Here is a 1,185-nt window from a genome sequence, read left to right on the forward strand (position 1 = left end):
AAGTAATGTTACTGGGGAAATTTGGATACCGGTAAAGAAAAAATAACCTTTCTTGTTCATTTAAAATACGAATATGTTTTATCATTGGGCACCCGTTGTACTTTGCGCTAACGGGACACGATAGTTCAATCAAACAAGGAGCAGTTTGCCATGGCAGCTGCTCCTTGTTTTCATTAAGCTAACGGGCAGGCTAGCGTAAATAAAATGATCAAAAGTATTAACCATACGTAGTTAATTACATTTCGGGATTAGCGCAATGATTTTCGGCAGCTTCGTTTGGTTAACGGGGGTAGTTTAAGTAAATGTAAATATTTACTTGCGAACTAATGTTCGGTATAATAAACTTGATTCCATTACAAAAAGGAGATGTTGGATATGTATAAACACATTAAAGATTTTGCCGCAACTTGGCAGAATGAAACGGAAGCAACAATGCGGACACTGGAGATGCTGACCGACGAGTCTCTTGGCCAACAGATAACAAGCGATCATAGAACGCTTGGACGTGTTGCATGGCACCTTGTACAGACGTTGCACGAAATGCCATCTCGGACGGGACTGTCTTTCGAAGGACCGGGCGAAGATATGCCGGTGCCAGCTTCGGCAGCAGACATCGCGTCAGTCTATAAGAGGACCTCACAAGCGCTCCTTGATGCTATACAGTCCAGTTGGAAAGATGAGAATCTGCTTATCATGAGCGATATGTATGGTGATCAATGGCCAAACGGCTTAATGCTGGATATTCTCGTAAAGCATGAGATTCATCATCGTGGTCAGATGACAGTCCTGATGCGTCAGGCAGGCCTTCGTGTGCCGGATCTTTACGGCCCGACAAAAGAGCAGTGGGCCGAGTACGGAGCGCTACCTCCAGTAATTTAGAGTAAGATTATATCCGCTTTGGCCGTTTGGCTATAGTGGGATTTATAAGTATTTTATCATAGGATTGAAAGTGGTGGCTTGAATCATAGACAAGAGGATACCATCGGACTGAAACTGTTGATTCTATTGAACTAACGGGTAAGTTGAGCCACGTGGATTGAGGTTAAGATTTATTGAACTAACGGGACACGATAGTTCAGCGGCAGTCTAGGACTTTATTTTCTCGTCATGGCTGCCGTTGTTTCTATTACTGGGGGCAGTCTAATATTTACTTTACTAAGTCTGACGGTTTTTATATTCAATAAA

General features: G+C 42.8%; 1 protein-coding gene. It reads left to right on the forward strand.

What is annotated here, in order from left to right; genetic code table 11:
* The first annotated feature begins 375 nt into the window (after positions 1 to 375).
* Positions 376 to 879, forward strand: coding sequence for a DinB family protein (locus PGLA_RS19505; RefSeq protein ID WP_036683089.1), 504 nt, complete (start codon positions 376 to 378; stop codon positions 877 to 879).
* The last annotated feature ends 306 nt before the right edge of the window (positions 880 to 1,185 follow it).

It is taken from the genome of Paenibacillus glacialis (assembly GCF_001637205.1).
Classification (GTDB): domain Bacteria; phylum Bacillota; class Bacilli; order Paenibacillales; family Paenibacillaceae; genus Paenibacillus_AQ; species Paenibacillus_AQ glacialis.

Bases quoted from the DNA above. Each gene is read 5' to 3' on its own strand.
- PGLA_RS19505 (WP_036683089.1), top strand. From the start codon at position 376: ATGTATAAACACATTAAAGATTTTGCCGCAACTTGGCAGAATGAAACG.